Origin of the sequence: Streptacidiphilus sp. PB12-B1b, from assembly GCF_014084125.1 — a bacterium.
GTDB lineage: Bacteria > Actinomycetota > Actinomycetes > Streptomycetales > Streptomycetaceae > Streptacidiphilus.
This window is the reverse complement of record NZ_CP048405.1, coordinates 4134275-4159510: the sequence shown is the minus strand read 5'-3', so window position 1 is coordinate 4159510 and position 25236 is coordinate 4134275. Positions and strand designations below refer to the sequence as shown.

Here is a 25236-nt window from a genome sequence, read left to right as displayed (position 1 = left end):
TGCGACGTCCGCCGGTCAGCCGCTGTCGCTCAGACCCCGGTCGGCGGCCGGGGGCGGGGCCGACAGCGAGGTGCACGGCGCGCAGACGGCGTCCATGGACTCCCGGTCGGGCGCCGCCGGGCGGATGGCCAGCCAGGCAGTGGCCCCGGCCGCCAGCAGCAGCCCGGCGCAGACCGCCATCGCCCCCCGGAACGCCGGATCGACCTCGTGCGGCGACCGGTACTGTGAGCCGGACAGGCCCACCAGGGCGGGTAGGGCGGCCACCGCGATCAGCCCGCCGGTGCGCGCGGCGGCGTTGTTGACGCCGCTGGCCGTCCCGGCCCGGGAGACCTCCACCGACTCCAGCACGGTCGCCGTGAGCGGGGCCACCAGCAGCGTCATCCCGGCACCGAGGACGATCCCGGCCGGGAGGACGTCGACCGCGTACGACGCCCCCGGGCCGATGCGGAGCATCAGCAGCACCCCGGCAGCCGCCACCAGCGGTCCGACGGTCAACGGCAGCCGGGGACCGATCCGGCTGCCGAGCCGGGCCGCCCGCGCCGAGAACACCAGCATCAGCACCGTCAGCGGCAGCAGCGCGGTGCCCGCCAGCAGCGGGGAGAACCTGGCGGTGGTCTGCAACTGCAGCACCAGGAAGAACGACACCCCGCCCAGCGCCCCGTAGATCAGCACGGTCACCACGTTCACCACGCTGAACAGCCGGGACGAGAACAGCCGCAGCGGCATCATGGGCTCCGGCGCCCGCCGCTCCACCAGCACGAACGCCACGCCCAGCAGCACCGAGCCGGCCCCCGCCGCCCCGGCCGCCGCAGGCGCGGTGGCGGCGGAGGTCAGCGCGTAGGTGAGCGCGCCCAGGGTCAGCGCCGCCAGCAGCGCCCCGGGCAGGTCGAAGCGGCCCACCGCGGCCTCGTCCCTGGTCTCCGGGACGTGGCGGAGCGCCACCGCCACCGTCAGTGCCGCCAGCGGAAGATTGATCAGGAACACCCAGCGCCAGCCCGGGCCGCCGACCAGCCAGCCGCCGAGCACCGGGCCCACCGCCCCGGCGACGCCGCCGAGCCCGGCCCACACCCCGACGGCCGCGGCCCGGTCGTCCGGGTGGAACACCGCCTGGATGATGGCCAGCGAGCCGGGGGCCAGCAGCGCGCCGCCGACCCCTTGCAGGGCGCGCGCCGCGACCAGCAGCGTGGCGTTCGGGGCGATCCCGCACAGCGCCGAGGCCAGCGAGAACCACAGCACGCCGATGACGAAGACCCGGCGGCGGCCGAAGCGGTCGCCCAGCGATCCGCCGAGCAGGATGAAGCCCGCCAGCGTCAGCAGGTAGCCGCTGACCGCCCACTGCAGATCGGCCAGACCCGCCCCGAGGTCGGCGCCGATCCGCGGCAGCGCGACATTGACCGCGGTGCCGTCCAGCAGCACCATCCCCGAGCCCAGGACGGTTGCGAACAGCACCCATCGTCCGCCGGCACCGGCCATGCGCACCTCACCGGCGCGGGAAGCGGTCATGGGTCCATCTTCCCCCGAAACGGGTCGGGTTGCGCGACGGACGGCTCGCCCGTCGAGGGCGGCCGAGACCGGTTAGACGGCGGTGAGCCCGTGATGAGCCCGTGGTGAGCGGCCGGGCCGAGACTCGGTACCGCAAGCCCGCACCACCTCGAGAGCACAGCAAAGGAAGGGAACCACCCATGAAGCTCCTTCACAAGCGCCTGAGCTACGGCCTCGTGGCCGCGGCGATGGTCACCGGGGGCCTCGCCCTCGCCCCCGGGGCGCAGGCGGCCACCACCGCGGCCACCGCCCACTCGGGCACGGTCACGGCGGCCGGCGTGCACGCCGACTACTCCTCGACCTCGTGCGGCCTGGTCAGCTACAAGAACTCCGACATCAGCGTCACCGAGTGGGTGCCCAACCACAACCTCAGCTACGGGGACAACGGGGACTACTGCGTCCGGCTGCTGCAGCGCGGGATCGACGAGATCTTCGGCGACCCGAGCGAGGGCTCGCCGCTCACCGTCGACGGCAACTTCGGCCCGCAGACCGAGCAGTGGGTGAAGACCTTCCAGAGCGACTTCGGCTGCTCGCAGGGGGTCGACGGCCAGGCCGGTCCGAACACCAACAGCTGCCTGCAGTTCTACACCGGCACCTACGACCCCACCTGACCGGAGCAGGGCGGTCCCGGCGGCGGCAGCGTTCCTGCCGTCGCCGCGCCCTCGATCGGGGGAGGGGTGGCTGCGCTGGTGTCAGAGTTGGCGCAGGGCTGGCAGGAGGGTCTTCTCGGCCCAGTTCAGGAAGGGCAGTTGCGCGTCGCCGCCGACCTGGACCAGGGCGACTTCGGTGAAACCGGCGTCGGTGTAGGCGCGTACGGCCTCCACGAAGGCGTCGACGTCGTCCCCGCAGGGGATGGACGCGGCCACGTCCTCGGGGCGGACGAACTGGCTGGCGGCGGCGAAGGCAGATGTCCCGGGGAGCTCGGCGTTGACCTTCCATCCGCCGCCGAACCAGCGGAACTGCTGGTGCGCGCGGGCGACGGCCGCGTCGCGGTCGGGGTCGTAGCAGACCGGGAGCTGGCCGACCCGGGGCTTGCCGGCGCCGCCGTAGCGGTCGAAGGCCGTCAGCAGCTCCGCTTCGGGCTCGACGGCGATGACCAGGTCGGCGAGCTCGCCCGCGATCCGGCAGGACTGGTCGCCGGAGACCGCGATGCCGATCGGAGGCGGCTGCTCCGGCACGTCCCACAACCGGGCCGACTCGACCTGGAAGTGCTTGCCGCGGTGGTTGACGTAACCGCCCGAGAACAGGTCGCGGATGATCCGGACCGCCTCGACCAGCATCTCCTGGCGGACGTCGGCCGCAGGCCAGCCCGCCCCCACGACGTGTTCGTTCAGGTTCTCGCCGGAGCCCAGCCCGAGCCGGAAGCGCCCCTCGGAGAGCAACTGCACCGTCGCCGCCTTCTGCGCCACCACCGCCGGGTGGTAGCGCATCGTCGGGCAGGTCACGTACGTCATCAGCGGGATCCGGCTGGTCGCCTGCGCCGCGGCCCCCAGCACGCTCCACACGTAGGGGGCGTGGCCCTGCTCGTCCAGCCACGGGAAGTAGTGGTCGGAGGCGACCGAGAAGTCGAAGCCGACCTCCTCCGCCCGCACCAGGTCCTCGACCAGCTGCCGGGGGCCGGCGTGCTCGCTCATCATCGTGTATCCGATCTGAACCATGGCCTGCGCCTACCCGGCCGACCACCGCAGAAACGGGGGTATTCGTCCCGATTCGCCCCCGTACGTCGCCGGCCACGCCGGTGCCGAGGCCGCCCTGTTCGCCCTCACCGGGGTGCTGCTCGACCAGTACGGCTCGGTCGACGAGCACACCCTGTACGGCAGGGCCCGGGCGCTGCGCTGGAGCGCGGGCGTCATGTTCGGCCTCGGCGCCCTGGCCCTGGCCGGAGTCCCGCCGTTCGGCACCGGTCTGGGCAAAGCCCTGACCGAGCACGCCGCCGGGCAGGACCTGGCCCGGCTGCCCGCCGTGTTCGTGCTCACCTCCGCCGTCACCGCGGCCACGGTCCTGCGCACCGCCGCCCGGGTCTTCACCGGGGTCGGGGCAGCCCCGCACGACGGCGGCGACGCGCAGACCCGGGGCGACCACGAGGAGCCGGAAGTCCGCGGGCCGGGCCGCCACGTCCCACTGCCCATGCTGGTCGTGCCCGGCCTGCTGCTCACCGCCTGCCTGGCCCTCGGCCTGCTGCCCGGCCTCGGTGAACAGCTCGCCCGCGCGGGCGGACTGTTCACCGACCGGGCGGCCTACGCCGCAGCGGCCCAACTGCCCGCACCCGCCGGTACGGCCGCCCCGGCGACCGCCGCGACGGAGACCGGCTGGACGGCGCCGGGCGTCCTGCTGGGCCTGCTGTCGGGCGCCTTGGCGGCCGTGTTCGCCTCGGCCGCCCTGTGGGCGCCGGCCCTGACCGGACCCTCGGTCCGGCGGCTGGGCGGCCTGGCGGCGGCCGGCAACCGGCGCCTGGTCCAACCGCTGCGCCGCCTGCACTCCGGCCGCCTGGGCGACAACGTCGCCTGGCTCGCAACCGGTGTCGCCGGGCTGCTGGTGGCCTTCACCGCCCTGAAGTAGCGGGCGACGGCCCGCCGCCCCGCTCCTGGCTGCTGGAACACCCCGTCGGCATGGCAAGCTGGTTGCTTTGCGACGAGGGAGGTTCGGGCACGTGGACGAGGAGCGAGTGCTCTACGGATGCATGGGGCTGGGAGGGAGCTGGGACACCACGCCCTACGCAGCAGCCGACATCGCGCAGGCCGAGGCCGCCGTCGAGACAGCCCTCGACAGCGGGATCACGGTGTTCGACCACGCCGACATCTATCGGCACGGCAAGTCGGAGGCGGTGTTCGGCGAGGTGCTCGCCCGCGCGCCGGAACTGCGTGAGCGCATCGTGCTCCAGACGAAGTGCGGCATCCGGCTGCCCGACGGCGACCAGCCCGGCATGTACGACCTGCGGGGCGAGACGATCGTCCGGAAGGTCCAGGCGAGCCTCGACCGCCTGCGGACGGACTACCTCGACGTCCTGCTGCTGCACCGGCCCGACCCGCTGGCCGATCCCGAGGACGTTGCGCACGCGCTGCACTCGCTGCACCGGCAGGGGCTGGTGCGCCGGTTCGGCGTGTCGAACATGAGCGGCGCCCAGATCGCCCTCCTCCAGAGCCGCCTGGAGCTTCCGCTGACGGTCAATCAGCTGGAGATGAGCCTGCACGCGAGGGACTGGGTCGAGGCCGGAGTGCTGGTGAACACCGCGCACGCCGCATCCGTGGGCTTCCCCGCGGCAACCCTGGAGCACTGCATGGCCCACGGGGTCCGGCTCCAGGCGTGGGGCGCCCTCGCGCAGGGCCGCTTCACCGGTCGCCAGGAGACGCCCGCCGAGCGGGCCGCCGCCGGGCTCGTCGCGTCCCTGGCCGAGGCCAAGGGCACCACGCCGGAGACGATCCTGCTGTGGTGGCTCCAACGGCACCCGGCGCGCATCGCGCCCGTCGTCGGCAGCGCCCGGCCCGAGCGCATCCGCGCCTGCGCCGACGCCGCCCGCCGCGAGCCCGAGCTCACCCACGAGGAGTGGTACGGCCTCTGGATCGCTGCACGCGGGGAGGCACTGCCGTAACCGCAGCGGGCTTCCCTGGGGCCGGTCCGCGGTGGCCGGCCCCGGCAGCGATCCGGTGACCTGCCTACCTGTTCACCAGGTCCTTGGCCATGAGCTTCTCCCTGCCCGTGCCGTCGGGCAGGAGGTCACCCGGCACACCGGTGTCGGTGAACCCGTGGCGCTCGTAGAGAGCGGCCGCCCTGAGGTTGTCCGGCATCACAGACAGGCGCAGGGAGGTGGCACCCCGCTGCGCAGCCCACCGCTCGACCTCCAGGATCAGGCAGTCGCCGACCCCTCTGCCACGCGCCTGGGGACCGACCCACATCGAGATCAGCTCCACGCTGTCTTCGCCCTGCCCGGCCGGAACGCCGCTGACCATCCCCGCAGGACGACCCTCGACCAGCGCAACGACATTGAGCGCGCCGGGGATCTCCAGCCGGGCACGCCAGCGGTCCTCGCGGTCACCGGCCCCCTGCCACTCCGCCAGCGTCGACCCGAACGCATAGGGCGCCTCCGCCAGGGCTGCCTGCCGCAGCTCCCGCCAGATCGGCCAGTCGTCCGACTCCAGAACGCGTAGTTCAACCATGGCGCACACCCTGCCGCAAGGACGGGGGCGACGGCAACGCGACGACGTCCGAACGCCGTTGTCCGGCCGATCATGTGACCGGGCGAGTCGCGCCGATGACCCGGCGGTGGCCACGCCGCCCACCGCAGCGGACCGTTGCCCACCGGCAGGGGGCAGCTGTCCCTACCCGGTGGACGCGGCAGCGCCGACCGCCGCAGCAGCGAAGTGCCCTGCGGCCCCCACCGGCCCGGCGCCGCCGCGCAGCCGGGCGATCAGCCCTGCCGCGAAGGCGTCACCGGCTCCGGCGGGGAGCGAACGGGCCTTTCTCAGGACCGCCCCAGGCGGTACCCCAGCGCTTCGCGGAAGTCGGGGTACAGGGCGAAGAGGTCGGAGAGATCCACGGTCTTCGGCAGGTCGGCCACGCGCTGCCGCTCGGCCAGGACCAGGACTGCCTCGCGGACGGTTGCGGTTTCGTCCACGCCCTGCGGCAGTTGGTCCAGCGCCTCGGGGTCGGCCCGCAGCTGGAACCGGGCGGAGTCGCCTTCGCGGGTGAAACGCACGGTGTAGTCGTGGCCGTCCAGCGCCACCACCTCGACGGCGTCCCGTGCGTCCGCCCCCTTGCCTGTGGCGCCGGGTGCGACAGCCGACGGCGAGGCGACCGGACGAGCAGCTGCCCGCTCCTGCGGGCGATCCGTGCCGCCGTGCTCCTCGGTCGGCGGCCCGAGGTTGACGGGACGCGGGACGACATCGGCCGGCTGCTGGTCGGCTGGGCCGGGGTTGACGGACATGAGGTCTCCATCCTGGGGTGCGGCGGCGGATATGTCGCCCGCCTGCCCCTGCGGCCCAGAGGGCAAACGGTGTCCAACCCGACTACTCGTCGGCCGAGCGGGAGCTGCGCGGTCCGGAAGAGAATCATCACTGCCGACCTGGTGGGAAGGCGTCGGTGGATCGTCGCCGGGGCTGCTCCGCCCCAGGACGGTCGGCGGCGCGACCGCGTAGCTCTCCGCTTGGCCCGAGGCGGACGCATCGGGTCGCGGGTGACGGCCGTCTCGCCCACCGCTCCCGTCGAACAGCCGGTGTCCGTGCAACGGACGGTCGGCGGCCGGGTCGGTGGGCACTTCGGTGAGCGTGTTGCGTCGGGCTTCGGTCGGCTTCGGTCACGCGGGCGCCAGAAGTGGGGCCGGTTCGGTGATGCCGCTCGTACGAACGCGTGGCGTGCATACACTCGCGCCGACATGCCCCGCACCGCCCCCCGGCACCGCTGGCCCTGCCGGGCCGCCCGCCCTCCCTCCGGCGAAGGAGCACGCGTTGACACCCATCTCCCGGCACGGCGGACGACGTCCCAAGCGGCCCCGGGCCGCCGCCCTCGCCGCCGCGACCGGCGTCGTGGCCGGGCTGGTCGCGCTGCTCGGCACGGCTGTCGCGGCCACCGGTGGGACGCCCGCAGCCGTCCGACGGCCACCGGTGCAGGCGCTGCCCACCGCCGCCCCGACGCCGCCGCCCGCCCAGCCCGACCAGGACTGCACCCTGACCGTCCCCGCCGACCCGCTGACCGCCAAGGGCCTGGCGACGCCCTACCGGCTCTCCGCCACCGACCCGACCCAGGGCCCCTGCCACGAGGCGGACCTCGACCAGTCGGCCTTCGTCCAGGCCACCGTCGTGGATCCGGCCACCGGCGCGCTCTCCGTCTACGACCCGCTGGTCGTCGACGCCGGGAGCCGGCCGGCCGCCCCGACCGTCGTCCCGGCGCTGAGGCGGGGGGACGTCGTGGGCATCTGGTTCGGCTTCAACGGCGACAATCTGACGCTGCGCGGGCAGGGCGGCAGCCTCGGCTCCGGGCACTGCGTCAACGGCTTCGACGGCTCGCTGTTCACCCAGTTCGCCTACTGCGACGCGCCCGCGTTCTTCCGGGCGGCCAATGCCGCCGAGCGCTCCGGCCGACTGCGCGTTCCCCCGCTGGGCGTCGGCAGGGACGGCCGCACCTGCATGAGCACCCGGGACTTCGGCCTGGTCGACCAGGACCAGAGCGACAACGTCACCACCGACTACCTGGCGACCGCCGACGGCAGGACCGCACAGGCGACCGCCGCCGACACCGCAGCCCTGCCGGGCGCGGTCCAGCTGGCCAACGGCAGTGACAACCTGCTCCTGGACGGCTTCGTGGACCCGGCCCTGGGCTGCGCCCCGTTCACCGCGCCCGACCTGGCCGATCCGGGGCACCGAGCCACCTCCCTGGGCCTGGACGAGCTGCAGGCGGCGGCCCACCAGGCAGCGCCGGTCGCCCTGGTGCCGCTCAACGACCCGATGACGCTGGTCGACGGCGCGCGGAGCCGTACCAAGACCGACCTCTACCGGGCCGGCGTGGACCAGCCCCGGCTGGGACGCGGCGCGGACGGCAGCCCGAGCGCGTACTGCACGGACCTCTCCGGGCCGGGGGCCGCCCGGATCGGCGCGGACAGGCCCTTCCTGGTGGGTGCGGTCTCGCCGCAGGACGGCCAGGACCTGTTCGACTTCCTCACCGCGCGGCTGGCCGCCTCCCTGGTGAACCTCGGCTGCCCGCAGGCCGCCCCCACCCCGTCAAGTCCGTGAGGCAAGGACGACGGCCCCGGTGCCGGGAGCGGCTCAGCGCACGTCGCCGAGCATGGCCGTGATCCGCTTGCGGTACATCACCACGGCCACGCCGGCCAGCAGCGCGGCCACGCCCTGCACCGCGAACGAGGCCGTGCTGAGGAACGCGTTGCCCAGCAGCTGCGCCAGCACCGCGGCGAGGGAGTCGCCGACGGTCACGGCGAGGAACCACACGCCCATCATCTGGCTGGCGTACTTCACCGGCGCCAGCTTGGTGGTGACGGACAGGCCGACCGGGGAGAGCGCCAGCTCGCCGACGGTCTGGACCAGGTAGACCACGGCCAGCCACAGCGGCGAGACCTTGGTGCCGCCGGAGGCGGCGGCCATCGCCAGCATCATGACCCCGAAGGAGACGCCGATCAGGATCAGGCCGTAGGAGAACTTGGTCGCGGTGCTGGGGTTCTTGTCCCGCCGGGCCAACCAGACCCACATCCAGGCGATGACCGGGGCCAGCGCCATGATGTAGAGCGGGTTCAGCGACTGGAACCAGCTGGACGGGAAGTTGAAGCCGAACAGCTTGGTCGCGGTGTTGCTGGTGGCGAAGACGTTCAGGGTGGAGCCGGACTGGTCGTAGATCATCCAGAAGACGGCGGCGGCGAGGAAGAACCACAGGTAGCCCGAGAGCTTGCCCTGCTCGTCCGCGGACAGGTCGCGGTCGCGCTTCATCCGCAGGAAGACCAGGCCCGGGATGACCAGGCCGACCAGGGTCAGCGGCCAGATCACCCAGTTGATGTCGTAGGTGCCGGTGCCGACCACGACGGCGTAGAAGACGACGGCCAGGCCGGTCCAGAAGGCGGCCTTCTTCAGCAGCGCCGTGCGCTCCGCCGCCGGAAGCGGGGAGCCGACCTTCTGGCTCTCCTTGCTGAGGTGGCGGCCGCCGAGGACGTACTGGCCCAGGCCCAGCGCCATGCCGACGCCCGCCAGGGCGAAGCCCAGGTGCCAGTCGACGTCCTGCCCCACGGTGCCGATGACCAGCGGCGCGGCGAAGGCACCCAGGTTGATGCCCATGTAGAAGATGGTGAAGCCGCCGTCACGGCGGGCGTCGTTGCGGTCCGGGTAGAGGTGGCCGACCATCGTGGAGATGTTGGCCTTCAGCAGTCCGGAGCCCACGGCGATGAAGCCCAGGCCGAGGAAGAAGGACGCCTCGGCCGGTACCGCCAGCATGAAGTGGCCGGCCATGATGATGCAGCCGCCGATCAGGACGGTCTTGCGGGCGCCCCAGAACCGGTCGCTGACCCAGCCGCCGGGCAGCGCCAGCAGGTAGACCATCGCGTTGTAGACGCTGTAGATCGCCGCGCCGGTCGCCGCGCTGAAGCCCAGGCCGCCCTTGTCGGCGGGGGCGACGAGGTAGATCACCAGGAGCGCGCGCATCCCGTAGAAGCTGAACCGCTCCCACATCTCCGTCATGAAGAGCGTGGCGAGCCCACGGGGATGACCGAAGAAGGTCCGGCCTGGAACGGCCGTGACCTGCGGCGTCAGCGCCGGATCGGTGGACAGCGTCTGTGTGGGAGGCATCTGGTTCCTTGCCTGACTCAGCGGGCGCGTCCTCGGAAGGCACGCAAGCGCGGTGCCACGGGGCGGCCACTGGGGTACAGGGCTGCGCCGTGGCGGTGACACGGGATGCGGGACACCCTAACTCAGGCCATTAGGTGCCGTGATCCCGCAAAGGCCGCTGATAGGTGCGAAAGGCCTGATATTGACAAACCCGGCTTTCTCCTACTGCCTCGCCGTCCCGTAATGGTCTTCGAATCATAGGCCAAGCGGACTCGGGTGGCACAAAATGATGGCCGTGGGCAGATTTGGCCACGGAATCAGCGCCGTCGTTGCGGCTGTCCGGCTGTGGGACAGCTCACAGGGAGTCACCGACCTGGGGTACCCGTGCTGTACGTGACGCGCGACGCCGGGGCGGGCCCTGCATCTCGATCGATGCATGACAACCATGCGGGATCGATCGGGCAGCAAGGTGCCACGCCTTCCCGTGTGCGGTGCGCGGGCGGATCGGACGACGTTAGCGTCCTGGTGTCTGCCGCAGTGCTCGGCCGACGGCCGCGGACGAGCCTGCTTCGCCCGTTCCCTGTACGAGGAAGGAATCCCAGATGAAGGTCCTGCCCCGCACACGTCTGGCGGCGGTCGCCGCGACCGCCGTGATCACCGGCGGACTCCTGGCGACCGGCGGCGGCGCCGTCCAGGCCGCCACCGTCCACCCGGCCACCGCCACCCACGCCGGGATGACCTGGACCGTGGCCCAGCAACAGACCAACGGCGAGGTGCACGTCAGCTACGACGCCACCACCAACGCCTACAGCGGCGACACCCCGGCCAGCGCCGTCCTGCCGGTGCTGTGCCTGGTCGCCAACTCCGCACCGGCGCCGAGCGACATCACCCCCGGCTTCTACGCCGGCTGGGCCGAGGGCTGGGTGCACCTGACCCCCGCCGTCTCCGGAACCACGCTGACCAGCGAGGCGGCGGCGGACGCCCTGTGCGCCGCGGACTTCGGCACCGGCGCCAAGGAGGCCGAGTTCCACGACGGCCGCTACGGCACCGGCCTGGCCACCACCGGCGGCTGGTCCTTCTGGGCCTACGGCACCGTCCCGACCGGCGTCCGCTTCTGGGTGGCCATCGACGACCAGCCCGCCAACCCCTGGAACTGATCCGTACCCGCCCCGGCGCGCTCCCGGCCCCCACCGGGACCGCGCCGGGGCACCGGACGGCGTACGACTTATGATGATGTACGGCCAAAAATCTGCTGCCGTCGGACCGTGCGCATCGGTACGTTGCGCTGACATGACATCAGAAGCGTCCTGTCGCTTACCCGTTCCGCCCACGCCGCTGGTCGGCGTCGGCGCGGTGCTCGGCTTCCTGGAGCGGGCCGCCGCCAGCGTGGCGTTCGAGTGCCTCGCGGTGCTGCCGATCGAGGGCTGCACCACGGTCAGCCCGCGCGCCGCCCGCCACCTCTACCAACGGGTCCTGGCGACCGACGTACGGCTGCACATCCTCTATCCGGAGCGGGCCCGCAGCAGCAGCGGCGTCCTGGACCACGCCCGGTGGTCGGTCGCCCTGGGTGCGGCCGTCCGCACGGCCGTGGCGCCGCCGCCCAACATGCTCATCTTCGACCGTAGGCTGGTACTGCTGCCGATGGACCAGGCCGATCGCGGCAAGGGCTCGGCACTGGTCGAGGACGGCTCCGTGGTCTCCGCCCTGCGGCACTCCTTCGACCAGGCGTGGGACACCGGCGAGCCGCTGGGGGAGCCGGCCGCCCGGGGGGCGGGGTCGGAGCTGACCGACACCGAGCGGCGGCTGCTGCGCCTGCTCGCGGCCGGGAGCACCGACGAGCGGGCCGGGAAGCAGCTCGGCATGTCGTTGCGCACCGTCCGGCGGATGGCGGCGAGGCTGATGGAGCGACTGGGCGCGGTCAGCCGCTTCGAGGCCGGGCATAAGGCCACTCGCAGGGGGTGGCTCTGAGGGCCGCGCCCGGACGCCCGGCGGGCGGGTCGGCGCGCGGCGGCGGGCGTCCGGGCGTGGCCGGACCAGCACCGTTGCTGCCGGTGGCACCCACTTGACGCAACCAGCCCCTCGGTGTGACTGTTGCCTCGATAGTTCACTCATGGACACGTCAAGGATGTCGCACAGGTCGGCGTGGTCGCCGCGGTGGATCTCCGACGGGTCGCCATCAGGTACAGCGCATCTGTCACCGCGTCAGCGGACGCGGTCGTCCCTGCGCGCGGAGCGCCCGCCACCCTGTCGGCGCGCCCTCGCGCAGCAAGAGAGGAGCCCCGTTGATGAACCTCCGTAAGGCGGCCCTGGGCGTCGTGTCGGTCGGCGCCCTGGCCGCCGCCACGGCTGTACTGCCGACCGCCGCGGCGCAGGCGCACACCCCGGTGACGCCGAAGATCGGCTCCGCGGCGAGCCTGCCCAGCCCGCAGCTGGCCGCCCGGGGCGCCACCCGGGTGTGCGCCGGGGTCGCCCGGGACCGCTGCATGGCCCAGATCGTCACCGTGGCCCCCGGCTCCACCAAGGCGCTCACCACCAGCACCCCGGCCGGGTACGGGGCGGCCGACTTCGCCGCCGCCTACAACCTGCCCGGGCCCACGGTCGGGCCCGCCAACACCATCGCCATCCTCGACGAGGGCGCCTACCCGACCCTCGAAGCCGACCTCGGCGCCTACCGGGCCCAGTACGGGCTGCCCGCCTGCACCGCCGCCAACGGCTGCTTCAAGCAGGTCAACGAGCACGGCGGGGCACCGCTGGCGGCCGGGACGACGGCCGACCAGAAGGCGTTCGACGAGGAGGTCGGCGTCGAGACCTCGCTGGATGTGGACATGGCCTCCGCGGCCTGCCCGACCTGCCACATCCTGGAGATCACCGTCAACCGGGACATCACCTCCAGCGAGGACCAGGCCGCCGAGGACTTCGGCGTTGCCATGGACACCGCCGCCTCGCTCGGCGCCTCCGCGGCCAGCGTGAGCTACCAGTTCGACCCGGACGCCACCCTCGACCTCGGCACCGCCGCCCGCGACTTCTACCACCCGGGCATGGCGATCACCGCCTCCTCCGGCGACGGCGGCTTCGAGGGCACGCCCTCCGGTTGGCCGCAGAACCTGCCCACGGTCACCTCGGTCGGCGGCACCTCCCTGTTCCGCAGCCCCGGCGCGGGCCACAACGGCTACACCGAGACCGCCTGGGACGGCTCCGGCAGCGGCTGCGCCGCCGAACTGCCGCCCGCGCTCGGCCAGCCCAGTGACATCGCCGCCGTCTGCGCGGGCCACCGCGCCGACTCGGACGTCTCCGCCGACGCCGACCCGACCACCGGCGCGGCCATCTACGACACCTACGCGCCCTCCTCCGGCGAGCCCTACGGGTGGATCGTCGTGGGCGGCACCAGCGAATCCAGCCCGTTCATCGCCGGCGTGTACGCGCGTGGCGGCAACCTGGCCGACGTCGAGGGCCCGAACACCCTCTACGCCGACCCCTCCTCGGCCTTCAACGACGTCGCCATCGGCCAGAACGCCCCGACCAACAGCGGCTGCGCCGTCCTGTGCACGACGGGGACGGGCTGGGACGGACCGACCGGCCTGGGCTCGCCCAACGGCCTGGCCGGTTTCTGACCACCCGCTCGGAACACCTGCCGGGCCCGGGAGCAACTCCCGGGCCCGGCACGGCTGTTGCTGGGTTGCGGCCCGTCGTCAGCGGCCGGCCGCGGCCCAGGCCGCGCCGACGCTGTCGGGCGCGCCGCCGGGCAGGAACAGCCCGGTCTGGCCCGGCGTCGTGTCCGGCAACGCGAACCACGCGTAGCGCTGCACCCACGGCAGGCGCTGCAGCATCGCTGTGGAGGCGGTGACGAACGCGGCCTGCTGCTGCGCGGTGGGGTAACTCGCGCCGCCGTCGGCGAAGTTGGTCAGCGCGTACTCGGTGAGCCAGACCGGCAGCCCGTAGCGGGCGTGCACGGCCTGAAGGTAGCCCTCGAGCTGGCTGACCGCGTCGGCCGTGACGAAGTCCCCGCCGTACCAGTGCAGGGTGATGAAGTCGACGCGATAGCCCCGACTGCGCGCACCCTGCATGAACTGGTCCAGCCAACCGCCCGGCGTGGCACCGCCGGTGGCCACCGCCGGACTGCCCAGCTGCAACCCGGTCGCCATCAACGTCGGCCACAGGGACAGGGCCTGTCGCGGCGTCATGTTCGACTGGCTCGCCATGTCGGGCTCGTTGAAGCCCAGCAGCACGCTGCTGCCCTGCTGCTTCGCCAGCTGGAGCGAACCGTTGGTGACGTCGGCCGGGCCCCAGATCATCGGCACGAACTGCACGCCGGGCGGACTCTGGATGCCGGAGTGGTCCGGCCCCCAGGTGTAGTACCAGGACGCCCCCGAGGCCCGCAGCGCGGTGGTGACGCCGTCGAAACTCCAGGTGGCGTCGCCCTTCTTGACGGCCACCACCGGCGCGGCCGGCCGACCGGCGGGCGCCGCCGGAGGCATCGTCGCCTTCCGGGTGCGGGAGGCCGTCGGCCTCGGCGTGGGCGTGGGCGTCGCGGTGTGCACGGCTGCCGGGGAGGACGGGGCGGGCGCGGCGCCGGCGGTGGTGACTGCCGGCAGCGGCAGCGCGCGTGCGGTCGGCGTCGCGGCACGGCCACCGCCGAGCGCCAGCGCACTCGCGGCGGCCACCACCGCCACCGCCAGGCCGCTGCCCATGGCGGCGTACAGCCGACCGCCGCGCCGAACCCGGCTCCGCCCGGCCCGCCTGCGCCGGACCGCCCGCACCCCGGGCCGGGACGGGGCGGCCGCGAGACCGGCGGGCAGCGGCACCAGGCCCATCCCCACCAGCAGCGCCCCGGCCGGAACCAGATCCTGCGCGCAGGCCGCGCAGTCGGCGCAGCCGCGCAGATGCCGGGCGAAGCGCTTGCGCCACAACGGCGCGGGAACGCCGTCCCAGTCCTCGGCCAGCCCGGCCAGGCCCGGGCACCGGGGGCTGCGGCCGAGCGCGCGCACCACGCCGCGCGCGGTGTCCAACTGCTGCTTCATCCGCTGCACCCGCACCGCCGCATGGGTGGAGGGGAGTGCCAGGGCGGCGGCCAACTCACCGCGCTCCAGGCTCCCCGCGGCCTCCAGCCACCACAGCGCCAGCAGCTCCTGATCGTCGGAGTCCAGCCAGCGGGTGGCCTCGGCCACCTCCAAGCGCTGTCCGCTGAGGCCCAACCGCAGGATGCAGAGGTCCACGAAGTCGGCCTGCGGATCGGCGGCCTCGACCCCCTCGTCCAGCGCCGTGCTCGCGGGCCGATTGGCCAGCGCTGCCCGGTGCCAACGGACCTGACGTACCGTCACAGCGACGGCCCAGGAGCGGAACGCCTCCGGCTCGCGCAGCCCGGGCAGGCCGCGGACGATGCCCAGCATGGTCTCCTGCACCAGGTCGTCCACGTCGTGGTGCCCGCGCAGCGCGTGGCCGACGATGTTGTAGACCAGCGGCAGCGTGTACGAGACGACCTCGTCCAGCGCGGCGGCGTCGCCGCCCTGCGCGGCGGACACGGTGCCGCGCGGAAGGTCCCTGCTCCCGGAGATGTGCATGGTGGTCTCGCTCCCTGCCCCGCTGACACGCCGAATGTACTTCCTGCTGAGGAGTGCGCCCCCGGCGGGGCCGATAACAGAAAATGCGCGGGCCGGTCCGGAGAAGTTTCTGTTATCCGCTGCCGGGCGCCCCCAACTCCCCTGCTGGAGCCGTCGGCCGCCCGGGCCGGTGCGCCGATCGTTCCAGGGGAGTGGCACAGATGCGTCATCGCAGGCGGGGTCCGCACAGGAGGCAGGTGGCCGTGGTGGTGGGGGTGGTCGCGCTGGTGGCCCTCGCGGCGTTCCTGCCCGGGAGGCTGTTCGGCGCGGGCCGCACCCAGGGAGCGGCCCAGGCCGCACCGTCGGCGGTGAGCGGCGCACCGGCGACGTCGGCCGGTACGGCCGCCGCCCGAACCGCCGCCCCGCGCGGCAGCGCGAGCGCGCACGGCAGCGCCCACGCCTCGGCAGCGGCGTCGGCGACGCACGCCCCCGCCCCGGCCGGGCACCGGACCTCCGCCGCGCCCGCCGCGCCCGTGCCCGCCGCCGGTCAGCGGGTGGTCACCTTCGTCAACGCCACCGCGCAGACGGTGTGGCCGGCTGCCCAGGCCGACCCCAAGGAGCCGCTGGCCCGCACCGGTTGGGTGCTCCCGCCCGGCGCCAGCGTCAGCCTGCTGATGCCGGACGGCTGGAACGGCCGGCTGTGGGGCCGCACTGGCTGCTCCTTCGACGCGGCCGGGCAGGGCCACTGCGTCACCGGCGACTGCGACGGCCGCTTCCAGTGCGGCACGGCGGGCAGCACCGCGCCGGAGACGCTCGCCGAGTTCGACCTGAACGCCTGGGGCGGCATGGACTTCTACGACGTCAACCTGGACGGCTTCAACCTGCCGATGTGGATCAACCACACCGGCGGCACCACCCCGGACAAGGTCTCTGCGGACGGCTGCATACCGGCGGGCTGCACCCACGACCTGCTGGCCACCTGCCCGTCGGCGCTGCAGGACAGGGTCGGCGGCAGCGTCGTCGGCTGCCTCGGCCCGTGCACGGTCTTCAACACCGACCAGTACTGCTGCCGGGGAGCCTGGAGCACCCGGGCGACCTGCCTGCCCGCCCGGTGGCCGGTGGACTACGCCGCGATCTTCAAGCGGGCCGAACCCACCGGCTACTCCTACGTCTACGACGACCAGAGCAGCGTCTACACCTGCTCCGGCGGCTGCGACTACCGGATCACCTTCGGGGTCAGCCGATGACCGGCCGCCGCCGCGTCCGCCGGGCGGGCCGGTCGCGTACCCGGGCCGCCGCCGTGGCCGTCGGCGCGGTGCTGGCCTGCCTGGCCGCGCTCGGCGCAGCGGCGCTGCTGCGCCCCGGTCCGACCACCCCGGCCACCGGCGTCACCGCCCAGGCGGGCCCGGCCCCCGCCTCGGCGGCGCGGCTGGTGGTCTCCATGTCCGCCGAGCTCTCGCTGATCGAGCAGGTCGCCGGCGGGCGCGACACCGACGCCCGGGCCGTGCTGTGGCAACTGCTGGAGCGACTGGACCTCGGCGCAGCCCCGACCCGGCCGTGACGACGACGCCCGCCGCTCCGTAGGCCGTCGACCGGCCCTGCGCCACCCGGGGACCGGTCAAGTGTCCTGCCGCCGGGCAGGATTGACGGAGCGTCAGGCGTGGTGGACGTGCAGGCCGGGGAGGTTCACCACCACGGCTTCCTGGGTGCTGCGGGCGATGACGACCACCGCCTCCTCGGCCGGGTCCGGGTTCTCCTCGCGGTGCGGCACGAACGGCGGCACGAAGATGTAGTCCCCCGGGGCGGTGCGCAGCCGCACCTCCTGCGCCGTGCCGTCGGCGGCCTCCTCCAGGAAGACGAACTCCGGATGGCCGCTGACGACGTAGATGGCCGTCTCCGACTCGCCGTGGTGGTGGTCGGCGGAGGCGGTCGCCGGGGCGACATGGGTCTGCCCCATCCACATCCGCTCGGAGCCCACCCGCGCGCCGCTGATGGCCGCGAAGCGGCGCATCCCGCCGGTCTGCGCGGTGTCGCCGTCCAGGTCGTCCGCCCGGACGTGGTGCACCCTGCTGCGCACGCCCGGCTGCGGCGGCGCGGTGTCGTCGGTCAGGTCCGGGTGGAAGCCCTCGTGCTGGGCCGGGCGCTGCGTGGTCATCGGGGCGTCCAGTGGTCGGGAACGGCCGCCGCGGGAGCGGGTGCGGCGGAGGCCGAGGGGATGCGGCGGATGCAAGCGACGGTAGGAGCCGGGCGGAAAGGATGTCAAGAGGTGTCTTTTTGTCGCGGACCCCCCGGGCGGCCCTGTTCGCGGGTTACATTCGTCTGCATGCATATCTCGGCGAAGGCGGACTACGCCGTGAGGGCACTGCTGGAACTCGCCCTCGACACGGCTCGGCCGCTCACCTGCGAGGGGATCGCCTCGTCCCAGGAGATCCCCTTCCGCTTCCTCAAGGCCGTGGTCGGCGACCTGCGCCGGGCCGGCCTGGTGCGCAGCCAGCGCGGCTGCGAGGGCGGCTACTGGCTGGGGCGCCCGGCCGAGGAGATCAGCCTGCTGGACGTTGCCCTGGCGGTCGACGGCGAGCTGATGACCCTGCGCGGCGAGACACCGGCGGGGCTGGCCTACCCGGGGCCGGCCTCCGGGCTGCCCGGCATATGGCGGGCGGTCGAGGCCGGGGCACGGCGGATCATGGAGGAGACCTCCATCGCCTCGCTGCTCGGCGGCTACCGCCCGGCCGCCGCCCCGGCCCCGGAACCGTCGGCGCAGCCGGCGGCGGAACGGGTCGCGGTGTGACGGGCGCACCGGTGGCCGGGATCCACGCGGGCGCGGAGATCGTCGAGTACACCGACCCGCTCTGCCCCTGGGCCTGGGGCTCCGAGCCGTCCTTCCGGCGGCTGCGCGCGCAGGTCGGGGGCCGCGTCCCTTGGCGGCGGGTCTACGCGATCCTGTTCGACGCGGACGACGACCCGGCCCCCGACCCGGACGCCGAGACCGCCTGGTACGCCGGATACGTCGCCGAGGTGGCCGGGCACACCGGCGCGCCCCGGGCCGCCCGGCTGGAACGCGTCGCCCTGAGCAGCTGGCCCGCCTCGCTGGCCGCCCGCGCGGCCGAGGCGCAGGGCCCGGCCGTGGCCGAGCGGGTGCTGCGCCGCCTGCGCGAGTCGGTGTTCGTCCTCGGCGAGCCCGCCGACACCCCGGAGCGGGTGCTCGACTGCGTCCGCGGTGTGCCCGGGTTGGACGCCGAGCGGCTGCGGGCGGACGCCGCCTCCGCCGCCGTCGAGGCGTCGGTGCGCGCCGACCGGGCCGAGGCGCGGGCGCCGCTGCCGGAGGTGATCGACCTGGACGGGCCGCCGCCGCACAGCGGCCGGGCCCGCGAGCTGGACGACGGCAGCCTGCGCTACGCCCTGCCCACCATCGTCGTCAGCGGTCCCGGCGGCCGCCGGGTGGTCCCGGGTCTGCGCCCCGCGCAGGCGTACGCGCAGGCGCTGCGGGCGGTCTGGCCGGAGCTGCCGCAGGAGCCGGAACGCTGCTCCGCCGGGGCCGCGCTGGAGCTCCACCGGTCCATGACCACCAGGGAGTTGCAACTGCTCTCGACCGAGGGCTGCCCGCCGCCGGAGGCCGTCCGGGTGGACACCGCGGGCGGCCCGCTGTGGCTGCACCCGCAGGAGGCGGCGGTGCGCCCGGCGCTGGTCCGACAGCGCCCGCAGAACCGCCGGGAGGGGCCCGCGGAATGAGACACCTTTTGGTGTCCATTGACAGTGACCGCTCCGCACCACCAGGATGAACCCATGCCTACGACGCACCCCGCCGTGGTGTGCCGCTACGTGGACCTGCGGCGCACCTCCAGCGCCCTCTGTCGCTGACCCGCCGCACCGGTCCCCGCGCCGCGCGTCCCGAACGTCCGTGAGGACCTCGACCGAGCGGCGCCGCCCGCCCGGACGGCGCTGAGCCCGGTTCCTTCCGTGCGCGTTCCGTGGGCGTACCCATCGCACCGCGCATCCCGCACCGCCCGCACGGTCCCGCACCGGACCGCGCACCAGCGGACCGCGCCGCTCCGGACCGCGCCGCTCCGAGCGCCGGTGCCTCCGCACGCCCTGAGCACGCCCAGCCGCCCTGAGCACACCCCCGCCCGCGCCGTCGGCTCGCCCCGCCGTGGCGTCCCGCGCGCTGCCCGAACTCCCTCCCCAGGGAGCAACTCGGCGCATCCTCATCGAAGGTGACGCATCGTCATGACATCTGCACTGAAGTCGACCGCCTCTGCCGCTCTCGCCAGACGCTCGTTCCTCGGCCTCGGTCTCGGGGCCGGCGCCGCCGCGGCGCTCACTGCCTGCGGCAGCGGCTCCGGCGGCAGCACGGCGGGCGCCGACACCGGAACGCTCAAGTGGGGCTGGGCGCTGCCCACCTCCTGGGATCCCATCTACTCCTCCGCCGGGTGGGACGTCCACGACCTCTCGCTGGTCTACTCGGCGCTGACCAAGCTCGACGCCCAGGGCAACGCCGTTCCTGCGGTGGCCAGTTCCTGGGCCTACGACGCCACCGGCACGCAGATCACCTTCACCCTGCGCCCCGGGCTGACCTTCAGCGACGGCAGCCCGCTGGACGCGACCGCCGTCAAGCAGAGCCTGGACCGCAGCCGGACCGACCCCAAGTCGCTGGTCGCCGCCCAGTTGGCACACGTCGCCGAGGTCACCGTGGCCGGGCCCACCAGCGTCGTCGTCAAACTCACCCAGGCCGACTACCAGATACCCAACCTGCTGGCCGGGAAGACCGGGATGCTGGTCAGCCCCAAGGCGTTCCAGGCCGACGCCGCCGGGATCGCCACCCGGCCGGCCGGCGCCGGACCGTTCACCCTCACCTCCTACGTGCAGAACGAGAAGGCGGTGCTGAAGCGCAACCCGGGCTACTGGGACGCCGCCAACATCAAACTCCAGGGCGTCGAGGTCTACCCGCTGCCGGACGCCAGCACGGTCGTCGCCTCGCTCCAGTCCGGCCAGTACAACGTGGCCCAGATACCCGGCAGCCAGGTCGCCGCGGCCAAGGCCGCCGGGCTCGACGTCCAGGTGATCTCGTCCATGGTGGTCGCCGTCCTGGACATCAACACCTCCAAGGCGCCGTTCACCGACCCCGACGTGGCGCTCGCCCTGCAGTATGCGATCGACCGTCAGGCCCTTGTGAAGGTGCAGCAGTTCGGCTACGGCGAGGTCAGCAACCAGCCCTTCCCGCCCGGTTACGTCGGCCACGACCCCTCCTCGGACGGCCTGTACGGCTACGACCCGGACAAGGCACGGGCGTTGCTCGCCAAGGCGGGCCACGCCGGCGGTGTGGAGTTGGAGATCACCACCACGGCCGCCGCCGGGCTGCCCGAGCAGTTGCAGGCGCAGCTGCAGGCCGTCGGCATCAACGCCAGGATCCAGGTGATCCCGCTGGCCCAGGCCACGGAGATCGTCTACGTCAACCACTCCGAGGCGCTGTTCACCGACCAGTTCGCCGGACGCGACTCCGCCGCCCAGGCGTTCCAGGTGCTGTTCGGGGCGCAGGGCCTGATGAATCCCGGCCGGGTCGCCCCGCCCGGGCTGGCCGCCGCGCTGGCCAAGGTCTCGGCCACCCCGCTGGACTCGCCCGAGTACCCGACCGTGCTGCGGGCCGCGACCGCACTGGCCGTGCGGACCATGCCCAACGTCTTCCTCTACACCGTGCCGCGCATCCTGGCCCGCAGCAGCAGTGTCTCGCAGCTCCCGGCCGACGCCGTGGTGCAGCGCTTCGAAGGGGTGACCGTCGCATGAGCGCGGTCACGGTCGGCGGCCCGGGCGAGGGCCTGCGCCTGCGCGCCCTGTTCGCCCGCACCGCCCGGGCGCCGCTGCCGCTCGCCAAGGCGCTCGGCACCACGGTGACCGTGTTCCTGCTCTCCTCGCTGCTCACCTTCGGGCTGGGCGCGATGTCCGGCGCCAACCCCGGGGCGGCGGTGCTCGGGATCACCGCCACCCCGGCCGACATCGCCCGGATGAACCACCAGTTCGGCCTGGACCGGCCGCTGCCGGTGCAGTACGTCAGCTGGCTGGGCCACGCCCTCCGCGGCGACCTGGGACGCTCCTGGTTCACCTCGGCGTCCGTCTCGCAGAGCGTCTTCCAGGCGTTGCCGGTGGACCTCTCCGTCGCCGGACTGGCCCTGCTGCTCGCGGTGGTGCTCGGCGGCGCGGCCGGGATCGCGGCGGCGCTGAGCAACGGCGGCCGGATCGACCGGCTGGTCACCCTGGTCTCCTCGGTGCTGGGCACGCTGCCCGCCTTCGTGGTGGCGATCGCGCTGATCGTGGTCGTGTCGGTGCAGTTGGGCGCCCTGCCCTCGGGCGGATACGTGCCGTTCGGCCAGAACCCGGGCCAGTGGCTGCGGTTCGCGCTGCTGCCCGGCTTCGCGCTCAGCCTGGACGCGGCTGCCGGCATCGCCCGGCAGCTGCGCACCTCGCTGGTCGGGGCGCTGCGCGAGAACTACGTGACCGGCGCGGCCATGCGCGGGCTCTCCGCCCGGCGGGTCCTGTTCGGGCACGTGCTGCGCAACGCCGTCGGGCCCGCGCTGACCGTGCTCGGCATGAGCGTCCCGATGATCATCGGCGGCGCGGTGGTCACCGAGCGGATCTTCAACCTGCCGGGCATCGCCCAACTCGCCCTGCAGGCCGCCCAGGAGCAGGACGTGCCGGTGATCCAGGGCACGCTGCTGGTGACCGTGGCGGTGGTGCTGATCGCCAACCTCGCCGTCAACGCCGGGCTCTCCGCGCTCACCCCGGCCGCCCGCCGCCGCTCCCCGGCCGACAGCGGCACCGGCCCGGCCGACGCCCTGGCCGATGCCCCGGCCGACGCCCTGGTCGCGGATGGGAGGGCCGGGGCATGAGGACCATCCGCCGCACCTGGCGGCTACCGGTCGCCCGGCTCGCCCTCGCCGTCCTGGCCGTGGTCGCCCTGCTGGCGGTCTTCGGCGGGCAGCTCGCCCCGCACGACCCGCTCGCCCAGGACGCCGACCACATCCTGCAAGGGCCCAGCGGAGCCCACCTGTTGGGCACCGACTACCTGGGCCGGGACGTGCTCTCCCGGCTGCTCGCCGGGACCGGGCTCTCCGTCGCCGGGGCGCTGGAGGCCACCGGCGTGGCCCTGGTCATCGGGATCGTTCCCGGGCTGGCCTCGCTCTGGCTCGGCCGGACCTTCGAGTGGATATCGCTGCGCGCCGTGGACGCGCTGATGACCCTGCCGTTCACGCTGTTCGCCATCGCCGCCATCGGCGTCCTCGGCAACGGCATCCACCAGGCGATGATCGCCCTCGGCGTACTGCTGTCGCCGCTGTTCTTCCGGGTCACCCGGGCCGCCGCGCTCGGCCTGCGGCAGTCCCCGTACGTGGAGGCCGCCGAACTCATGGGCGCCTCGCGCCGGTGGGTCCTGCGCACCCACATCTGGAGCAAGGTGCTGCCCACGGTGGCCGTCACCACCGCCCAGGCGCTGGCCACCAGCCTGCTCACGGTCGCCTCGCTGACCTTCCTCGGCCTGGGCGTCCAGCCGCCCGCCCCCACCTGGGGCGGCATGCTCGCCACCGACCTCGGCTACCTCGCCCAGCAGCCCTGGGCGCCGGTCCTGCCCGGGCTGCTGGTCATGGTCACCGCCGGAGCGCTGCACCTGCTCGCGGACGCCCTGCGCGACAGCGGCGCGGCCGACGCCCTGCGACCGCCCGCCGCCGACGCCGAGCCCGCACCGGCCCCCGCCGCCGCCGTACCTGAGGAGCAGACCGATGCCCGCATCGCCGCCTGACCCGGTGCTGACCGTCCAGGGCCTGCACATCACCGTCGACCACGGCCGCACCGAGGCCGTCCGCGACGTCTCCTTCACCGTCCGGGCCGGACAGGCCGTCGGCCTGGTCGGGGAGTCCGGCAGCGGCAAGACGCTGACCTGCCGCTCGGTCCTCGGCGCGCTGCCGCCCGGCTGCGCCGTCTCCGCCGGGACGGCCACCCTGGCCGGAGGCGACCCGGACGCCGGGGCGGCGGACGCCACCGAGCTGACCGCGCTGGACCGGCGCGGCTGGGAACGGCTGCGCGGGGTCCGCCTCGGCGCGGTCTTCCAGGACCCGGCCTCCTACCTCAACCCCTCGCTCACCGTGGGCCGACAGCTCGCCGAACCGCTGCGGGTCCGCCAGGGCCTGTCCCGGGCCGACGCCCACCGCCGCGCCGTGGAACTGTTCACCGCCGTCGGCCTGCACCAGCCCGAGCAGGTCTATCACCGCTACCCGCACGAGCTGTCCGGCGGCATGCTGCAACGCGTCCTGATCGCCGTCGCCGTCGCCGGGGATCCCGAGCTGCTGGTCGCCGACGAGGCCACCACCGCCCTCGACACTGTCGTCCAGGCCGAGGTGCTCGACCTGCTCGGACGGCTGCGCGCCGAACGCGGACTGGCCCTGCTGCTGGTCAGCCACGACCTCGCGGTGGTCGCCGAGGTGTGCGACCGGATCGTGGTGCTCTACGCCGGTGAGGTCGTCGAGGACGGCCCGACCGACGAGGTGCTGGCCGCGCCCGCCCACCCCTACACCGAGGCGCTGCTGCGGGTCGCCTCCATCGGCGACTGGTCCCGCCGCGAACTCGCGGTGATCCCCGGACGCCCCCCGGAGGCCGGCCGCACCCCCGCAGGCTGCCGCTTCGCCGACCGCTGCGCCCACGCCCTGCCCGACTGCGGCCGCCAGCAGATCGAACTGCGGCCCGTCGGCGACGCCCGCAGCAGCCGCTGCCTGCGCGCCGGGGAACTGCACCTGACCGGAACCGCCCTGCAGGAGGTGAACGCATGAGCACGGCAGCAGGCACCGCGCCCGGCACGGCGCTGCTGGAGATCGACGGCCTGTCCGTCGGCTACCCCCGGCGCGGCGGCCGCCCCGGACAGCGCGTCCTCGACGGCGTCTCGCTGCACGCCCGGGCCGGGGAGATCCTCGGCGTCATCGGGGAGACCGGCTCCGGCAAGACCACGCTGGCCCGCGCCGTCGTCGGCCTCGCCCCGGTCACCGGCGGCCGGATCAGCGTGGACGGCGCCGAGGTCACCGGGCTGCGCGGACGCGCCCTGCGCGACTTCCGCCGCACCGGCCGCGCCCAGTACCTGTTCCAGGACCCGCTGCGCTCGCTCGACCCGGACCTCACCGTCGGCGCGCTGGTCGCCGAACCGCTCGCGGTCACCGGCACCGGCAGCCGCGAGCAGCGCACCGAACGCGCCGCCGAGGCGCTGCACCGGGTCGGGCTGGACCCGGCCCTCGCCGACCGGCTGCCCGGGCAGCTCTCCGGCGGCCAGCGCCAGCGCGTCGCACTGGCCCGCGCCGTCGTCACCCGGCCCCGGCTGCTGCTGGCGGACGAGCCGGTGAGCGCCCTGGACGCGTCCAACCGCAACCACGTGCTGCGGCTGTTCGACCGGCTGCGCAACGAACTCGACGTCGCGGTCGTGGTGATCTCGCACGACCTCAGCTCGCTGGCCGGGATCGCCGACCGGATCGCCGTGCTCTACCGCGGCCGACTGGTCGAACAGGGCTCCACCGCCGAGGTGTTGACCCGCCCGCTGCACCCGTACACCGCGCTGCTGACCGCCTCCGCGCCCAGCGTCCGGCGCGAGCACAGCCTCACACCGGCGCAATTGCGGGCCGACGGGCCCCGGCCCGGGTGGACGCTGACGGCCGGGCCCGGCGCGCCGGGCTGCGGATTCGCCGCCCGCTGCCGGTTCGCCGACGACGCCTGCCGCCAGGCCCCGCCCGCGAAGGCGATCACCCCCGGCCGGGAGGCCGCCTGCCACCACGCCGAAACCTGGCGCGGTCGGCTGGACGCACCGCAGGCTGCCGCCGTCGGCGCCTGAACGACCGCTTCGCACACCATTACTGACGCTTCGTCATATCCCTTGCTCCGAT

23 protein-coding genes are annotated in these 25236 nt (G+C 74.1%); 16 read left to right on the top strand and 7 right to left on the bottom strand.

Annotated elements, in window-relative coordinates; translation table 11 throughout:
* Positions 1 to 15 precede the first annotated feature (15 nt).
* Entirely contained in the window at positions 16 to 1503 is a 1488-nt protein-coding gene (locus GXW83_RS18595) for an MFS transporter (protein ID WP_182444162.1), read from the bottom strand.
* Positions 1504 to 1682: 179 nt separating this feature from the next.
* Here GXW83_RS18595 and GXW83_RS18590 point away from each other — a divergent pair, with 179 nt between their 5' ends.
* Positions 1683 to 2153 carry a peptidoglycan-binding protein gene (locus tag GXW83_RS18590; RefSeq protein WP_182444161.1) on the top strand — a complete coding sequence of 157 codons (471 nt, stop codon included), beginning with the start codon at positions 1683 to 1685 and terminating at the stop codon, positions 2151 to 2153.
* Between the two features lie 81 nt (positions 2154 to 2234).
* Here GXW83_RS18590 and GXW83_RS18585 read toward each other — a convergent pair whose 3' ends face one another.
* Positions 2235 to 3200 carry an LLM class F420-dependent oxidoreductase gene (locus tag GXW83_RS18585; RefSeq protein WP_182444160.1) on the bottom strand — a complete coding sequence of 322 codons (966 nt, stop codon included), beginning with the start codon at positions 3198 to 3200 and terminating at the stop codon, positions 2235 to 2237.
* Between GXW83_RS18585 and GXW83_RS18580 the strand changes: the two genes are divergently transcribed.
* Complete coding sequence (locus GXW83_RS18580) at positions 3199 to 4101, top strand: hypothetical protein (RefSeq protein ID WP_182444159.1); 903 nt, start codon at positions 3199 to 3201, stop codon at positions 4099 to 4101. The two genes, GXW83_RS18585 and GXW83_RS18580, sit on opposite strands and share 2 nt — an antisense overlap.
* Before the next feature lie 91 nt (positions 4102 to 4192).
* A complete protein-coding gene (locus GXW83_RS18575) occupies positions 4193 to 5131 on the top strand; it encodes an aldo/keto reductase family oxidoreductase (protein ID WP_225447085.1) in 939 nt (312 codons plus the stop codon).
* A gap of 64 nt (positions 5132 to 5195) precedes the next feature.
* Here GXW83_RS18575 and GXW83_RS18570 read toward each other — a convergent pair whose 3' ends face one another.
* Together GXW83_RS18570 and GXW83_RS18565 are read right to left on the bottom strand one after the other, a co-directional pair.
* A complete protein-coding gene (locus tag GXW83_RS18570) occupies positions 5196 to 5696 on the bottom strand; it encodes a GNAT family N-acetyltransferase (protein WP_182444158.1) in 501 nt (166 codons plus the stop codon).
* A 305-nt stretch (positions 5697 to 6001) separates the two neighbouring features.
* A complete protein-coding gene (locus GXW83_RS18565) occupies positions 6002 to 6463 on the bottom strand; it encodes a hypothetical protein (protein WP_182444157.1) in 462 nt (153 codons plus the stop codon).
* Between the two features lie 520 nt (positions 6464 to 6983).
* Here GXW83_RS18565 and GXW83_RS18560 point away from each other — a divergent pair.
* Positions 6984 to 8264: a hypothetical protein gene (locus GXW83_RS18560; protein ID WP_225447084.1), complete on the top strand. Its 1281-nt coding sequence runs from the start codon at positions 6984 to 6986 to the stop codon at positions 8262 to 8264.
* 33 nt (positions 8265 to 8297) lie between these two features.
* Here GXW83_RS18560 and GXW83_RS18555 read toward each other — a convergent pair whose 3' ends face one another.
* Entirely contained in the window at positions 8298 to 9818 is a 1521-nt protein-coding gene (locus GXW83_RS18555; RefSeq protein ID WP_182444156.1) for a peptide MFS transporter, read from the bottom strand.
* 581 nt (positions 9819 to 10399) lie between these two features.
* Here GXW83_RS18555 and GXW83_RS18550 point away from each other — a divergent pair.
* The 3 genes from GXW83_RS18550 to GXW83_RS18540 all read left to right on the top strand — a co-directional run bounded on the left by GXW83_RS18550 (position 10400) and on the right by GXW83_RS18540 (position 13408).
* Positions 10400 to 10954, top strand: coding sequence for a flagellar hook-length control protein (locus tag GXW83_RS18550; RefSeq protein WP_182444155.1), 555 nt, complete (start codon positions 10400 to 10402; stop codon positions 10952 to 10954).
* Between the two features lie 133 nt (positions 10955 to 11087).
* Positions 11088 to 11765 carry a helix-turn-helix transcriptional regulator gene (locus tag GXW83_RS18545; RefSeq protein ID WP_182444154.1) on the top strand — a complete coding sequence of 226 codons (678 nt, stop codon included), beginning with the start codon at positions 11088 to 11090 and terminating at the stop codon, positions 11763 to 11765.
* Between the two features lie 317 nt (positions 11766 to 12082).
* Positions 12083 to 13408 (top strand): S8 family serine peptidase, encoded by a 1326-nt coding sequence (locus GXW83_RS18540; RefSeq protein WP_182444153.1) that lies wholly within the window; start codon positions 12083 to 12085, stop codon positions 13406 to 13408.
* 78 nt (positions 13409 to 13486) lie between these two features.
* Here the strand turns inward: GXW83_RS18540 and GXW83_RS18535 are convergent, their stop codons facing one another.
* Positions 13487 to 15355 carry a glycosyl hydrolase gene (locus GXW83_RS18535; RefSeq protein WP_182444152.1) on the bottom strand — a complete coding sequence of 623 codons (1869 nt, stop codon included), beginning with the start codon at positions 15353 to 15355 and terminating at the stop codon, positions 13487 to 13489.
* Between the two features lie 236 nt (positions 15356 to 15591).
* Here GXW83_RS18535 and GXW83_RS18530 point away from each other — a divergent pair, with 236 nt between their 5' ends.
* Together GXW83_RS18530 and GXW83_RS18525 are read left to right on the top strand one after the other, a co-directional pair.
* Positions 15592 to 16581, top strand: coding sequence for a thaumatin family protein (locus GXW83_RS18530; RefSeq protein ID WP_225447083.1), 990 nt, complete (start codon positions 15592 to 15594; stop codon positions 16579 to 16581).
* Positions 16578 to 16895 carry a hypothetical protein gene (locus GXW83_RS18525; RefSeq protein WP_182444150.1) on the top strand — a complete coding sequence of 106 codons (318 nt, stop codon included), beginning with the start codon at positions 16578 to 16580 and terminating at the stop codon, positions 16893 to 16895. The genes GXW83_RS18530 and GXW83_RS18525 overlap by 4 nt, the downstream gene beginning before the upstream one ends.
* Before the next feature lie 93 nt (positions 16896 to 16988).
* Here the strand turns inward: GXW83_RS18525 and GXW83_RS18520 are convergent, their stop codons facing one another.
* On the bottom strand, positions 16989 to 17489 hold the full coding sequence (locus GXW83_RS18520) for a cupin domain-containing protein (protein ID WP_182444149.1): 501 nt from the start codon (positions 17487 to 17489) through the stop codon (positions 16989 to 16991).
* Between the two features lie 168 nt (positions 17490 to 17657).
* On the opposite strand from GXW83_RS18520, the gene GXW83_RS18515 reads away from it, so the two are divergent.
* The 7 genes from GXW83_RS18515 to GXW83_RS18485 all read left to right on the top strand — a co-directional run bounded on the left by GXW83_RS18515 (position 17658) and on the right by GXW83_RS18485 (position 25184).
* On the top strand, positions 17658 to 18122 hold the full coding sequence (locus GXW83_RS18515) for an Rrf2 family transcriptional regulator (protein ID WP_182444148.1): 465 nt from the start codon (positions 17658 to 17660) through the stop codon (positions 18120 to 18122).
* On the top strand, positions 18119 to 19063 hold the full coding sequence (locus tag GXW83_RS18510) for a DsbA family protein (protein ID WP_225447082.1): 945 nt from the start codon (positions 18119 to 18121) through the stop codon (positions 19061 to 19063). Before GXW83_RS18515 ends, GXW83_RS18510 begins: the two co-directional genes overlap by 4 nt.
* A gap of 495 nt (positions 19064 to 19558) precedes the next feature.
* Positions 19559 to 21112 carry an ABC transporter substrate-binding protein gene (locus GXW83_RS18505; protein WP_182444147.1) on the top strand — a complete coding sequence of 518 codons (1554 nt, stop codon included), beginning with the start codon at positions 19559 to 19561 and terminating at the stop codon, positions 21110 to 21112.
* On the top strand, positions 21109 to 22212 hold the full coding sequence (locus GXW83_RS18500) for an ABC transporter permease (protein WP_182444146.1): 1104 nt from the start codon (positions 21109 to 21111) through the stop codon (positions 22210 to 22212). The genes GXW83_RS18505 and GXW83_RS18500 overlap by 4 nt, the downstream gene beginning before the upstream one ends.
* Entirely contained in the window at positions 22209 to 23117 is a 909-nt protein-coding gene (locus GXW83_RS18495; RefSeq protein WP_182444145.1) for an ABC transporter permease, read from the top strand. Before GXW83_RS18500 ends, GXW83_RS18495 begins: the two co-directional genes overlap by 4 nt.
* Complete coding sequence (locus tag GXW83_RS18490; RefSeq protein ID WP_182444144.1) at positions 23098 to 24141, top strand: ABC transporter ATP-binding protein; 1044 nt, start codon at positions 23098 to 23100, stop codon at positions 24139 to 24141. The genes GXW83_RS18495 and GXW83_RS18490 overlap by 20 nt, the downstream gene beginning before the upstream one ends.
* Positions 24138 to 25184 (top strand): ABC transporter ATP-binding protein, encoded by a 1047-nt coding sequence (locus GXW83_RS18485; RefSeq protein ID WP_182444143.1) that lies wholly within the window; start codon positions 24138 to 24140, stop codon positions 25182 to 25184. Before GXW83_RS18490 ends, GXW83_RS18485 begins: the two co-directional genes overlap by 4 nt.
* The last annotated feature ends 52 nt before the right edge of the window (positions 25185 to 25236 follow it).